The 3,405-nt window shown below is 38.6% G+C and carries 1 protein-coding gene and 3 pseudogenes; 3 read left to right on the plus strand and 1 reads right to left on the minus strand.

From position 1 onward, the window contains the following. Positions 1-120 precede the first annotated feature (120 nt). Positions 121-368: pseudogene (locus ACFFAP_RS37280) on the plus strand (transposase); the annotation flags it as partial. Between the two features lie 91 nt (positions 369-459). On the opposite strand, the pseudogene ACFFAP_RS37285 reads toward ACFFAP_RS37280, so the two are convergent. Continuing rightward, positions 460-636 (minus strand): annotated as a pseudogene (locus tag ACFFAP_RS37285) (IS5/IS1182 family transposase); the annotation flags it as partial. Between the two features lie 110 nt (positions 637-746). Here ACFFAP_RS37285 and ACFFAP_RS37290 point away from each other — a divergent pair. Together ACFFAP_RS37290 and ACFFAP_RS37295 are read left to right on the plus strand one after the other, a co-directional pair. After that, positions 747-1,334 (plus strand): annotated as a pseudogene (locus ACFFAP_RS37290) (malate dehydrogenase). A 308-nt stretch (positions 1,335-1,642) separates the two neighbouring features. Further along, positions 1,643-2,839, plus strand: a complete 1,197-nt coding sequence (locus ACFFAP_RS37295; RefSeq protein ID WP_375515920.1) for an acyl-CoA dehydrogenase family protein — start codon at positions 1,643-1,645, stop codon at positions 2,837-2,839. Positions 2,840-3,405 lie beyond the last annotated feature (566 nt).

Raw genomic sequence — 3,405 nt, forward strand, 5'->3', positions numbered from 1 at the left:
AGACATCGCTGACGATAGCTGGTCAAATTCATATGCAGCTAACCTAGCTATTTATTTGGCAACTTTTGTTGATTTTTGCTCATTTTTTAAAAACTTAAAAAAGAGAATATTAAAAAAATCAAAAGAGCATTAAATGGACGGGCAATAACAGTAGTAATAGATGAAACCGGAGATAGGAAAAAAGGTAAAAAGACAGATTATGTAGCTAGACAAGATTAGGAAGTCGAGGAAAAGTAGATAATGGGATAGTTTCAGTTAACGCTTATGGAGTTGACGCTAACATAACTTTTCCATGAATTGCCAAAGTATTTAAACCAAAAAGAACACTCAAAGATTCAGATAAATATAAAACTAAAATAGAGTTATCTTTGAAGTCTAATTGTGCGAATGCCCTTTCGGTTTTTTAATTGGTGTTTCACCGCCAGTCGCTCATGGGGGAAACCCCCAAGACCGCGCTGGCTCACTTAATTGATGGATTTTTTTAATACCTTGATACCCTTTATCCGCTATTACTTTAAGTAATTCCCCAAATCTTACACCACTGGTTTTAAATAGCCTAAAATCATGAGTTTTCCCAAAACCATGCCCTAAACAGATGATTTGACTACTTTTTTGGTGGATGATATACGTTTTCAATAGACAGGATACAATCAATTAGCTAGCACAATACCCTAGCCAAAGTTTATACCAAGCTTGGGTTAAAATCACGCCATCCATTCAATCCACTCTGGAGCATCTGTTACCAATTGAGCAAACTTATCAGGGTCAACATCCCTTCAGCGATCGCCAATTCCACGAAAGCAAAAAACCTAATTTTCGGTTCGGGAACCGTTCTTGATACAGCTAGACTGAGATATCAACTTGGGAAACGACTGAATGTTGCTCTTCAAGACGTTCATGTTTATGTGATTGGAGAGCATGGAGACAGTGAATTTATTGTTTGGTCTAGTGCATTTATTGGGGGAATTGCATTAACGGAATTTCCCATACCAAAAGGAGTAACGCTGGAACAAATTTAGCAAGAGTACGCAGAGTTAACCCATAAGCGAGGTAATAGCATTTTGGAACGTAAAGAAAATACTAGCTATGGCATATCAACGGTAGTTTGTCAGTTAGTTGATAGCATTCTGCGAGATGAAAAGCAGATATTTCCAGTATCGGCCAGAGCAGATTCCAACTACGGAGTTGGCAGTGAAATTGTTCTTGGGCTTCCATGTATTATTAGCTCAATAGGTATTGAGCCCCAACTGGTGTTACCAAGAAATGCTCATGAACAACGCTTATTAGAAGAGTCAGCAAGCAAACTGAATCTTGCCTATAATTCGGGAGTATAATTAAAATCAACTCATACAGTCTGTCTAAAAATGCGAGATAAGCTCATATAATTTAGTAGATATCTCTTAATAAGCTATAGCAATTGATTTTTTTATAGGTATTTTTGACTTATTTTTCTTTTGCGCTTACTTGTTGAAACAGAGGTGCATATCCTCAAGTTACTATATACAAAGAGTTTTTTACTTGTACACAAAGTTTAAATAGGAAAATCTGGTTACAGAAGCGATATTTTGATACTAATTATAACGCTATAGTAAATCAAAGAAAGTCGTATATTTGCACTGTAGGGATAAAGAAAAAAGAAAAAATGATTGACTTCAGCCTTACTCAAGAACAGCAGATGTTACAGTCACTTGCACGTGACTTCGCTCAAAACGAGATTGGGCCTATTGTTCAGATAATTGAAGAGTCTAACAATCCAGAGATGGAACCTTGGGATTTCTGCAAACACGTTTTCTATAAGGGAGCTGAATTGGGATTTACATCCTTGATGGTTCCAAAAGAACTAGGAGGTGTAGGTGGAAAGTGCATAGACTTGGCTGTAGTGTTAGAAGAAATAGGCGTTGTTGATGTCAGCATTGCTTGTAGCTACTTTAATCTTACCGCAGCTATGTCGCTGTTTGTCACTAGAGCTGCAACCCAAAAACAGCAAAAACGAATACTATCTTTTGTCAATTCTGGAAAACCCTATCTGTTCAGCGCCGCAGAGAGTGAACCTAATGTCGCCACCTCGGATATGTTCTGCCCTTTCCCAGACTCGAATATTGGGATGAAGACCTTTGCAGCACGCGAGGGCAATGGATACATTCTTAATGGAACAAAATCCTCGTTAGTTACAAATGCTGGGATTGCGGATAGCTACTTCATCATTGCACGTACAGCGATGGATAAACCATTGCACGAAAGTTTGTCTATCTTCTACGTTCCAACAGATACACCAGGGATTAAGTTTGGCAAAAAAACACAGATGATTGGTTGGAAAGCTTCTCATCATGCTGAGATTTATCTGGATAACGTGCCAATCCCTGCGGAAAATCTGATTGGACAAGAAGGAGGAGCCGCAAAACTACTGATGTTGCTTCCAGAAGTAGCTATTGGGCTGGCAGCTTCTTATGTTGGTTTGGCTCGTGCTGCTTATGAGTATGCTTTGAATTATGCCAAGCAAAAAGTCAGTTGGGGTCGTCCGATTATCGAACATCAGGCAGTGGCTTTAAAATTAGCGGACATGATGATTAATACTCAAGCTGCACGACTGATGGTATGGGATGCAGCAGTTACAGCAGAGACTTCTCCCCAACTTGCCGCCACAATCAAAGCACCAGCCGCCAAGACCTTTGCAGTGGATGTTGCAATCAAAAACGCACAAACAGCAGTTGAAATTCTTGGGGGCTATGGGGTGACAAAAGAGTGTTTGGCTGGCAAGTTTCTTGCCGATGCAACTATCGGGTATTCCTGTGACTTTACGCGAGAAATCTTGCGTCTGGGGATCGTGAACTTTTTGTAACCCAAGTTGCTAGTTATGCGATCGCAGAGTCAAAAAATGCCAAAAAAGCAATAAAATCCCCTCCATCAGAAAAAAAGGAGGGGTTTATGCTAAACGAAATAATTGCTATCTATATGCTTCCCTGATGACCTGTTAAAGGCGATTGGGCATGAAGATGACATTCGTCGTAATATGAGCGATGCAGAAATTATTATAACGGCTTTGATTGCGGCAATATTTTCTTTTGTTTATGACAGTATAGCTTGCAGCTATATGCAAGACCACAACTTCATGACCATTTATGTTAGAAAAGTCACGATTTAATCGGCGATTACACAATGTCTCAATGCTGATTAACGATTTATTCCATCAAATAGGGATGATACTAAAACAGACTAGTGATTATACGGAGTATTTTTTAGATTCATTACAATCATTAATGTGCGATAACATCCAGATTTTCAATGTCAAATTAATAAAGTCAGAAGAATATAGGGGTTACATTGCATCGAAAAAATGTTATTTTTATGGGGTAATACCGATTTAATATGAAGCTGCATAGAATAGAGCTTCCAGGATAAAGTTAT

The sequence above is a fragment of the uncultured Nostoc sp. genome (assembly GCF_964245575.1).
GTDB lineage: Bacteria > Cyanobacteriota > Cyanobacteriia > Cyanobacteriales > Nostocaceae > Nostoc.

Excerpts from the sequence above, each read along its gene's own strand:
- ACFFAP_RS37295 (WP_375515920.1), top strand. The coding sequence starts at position 1,643 with ATGATTGACTTCAGCCTTACTCAAGAACAGCAGATGTTACAGTCACTT.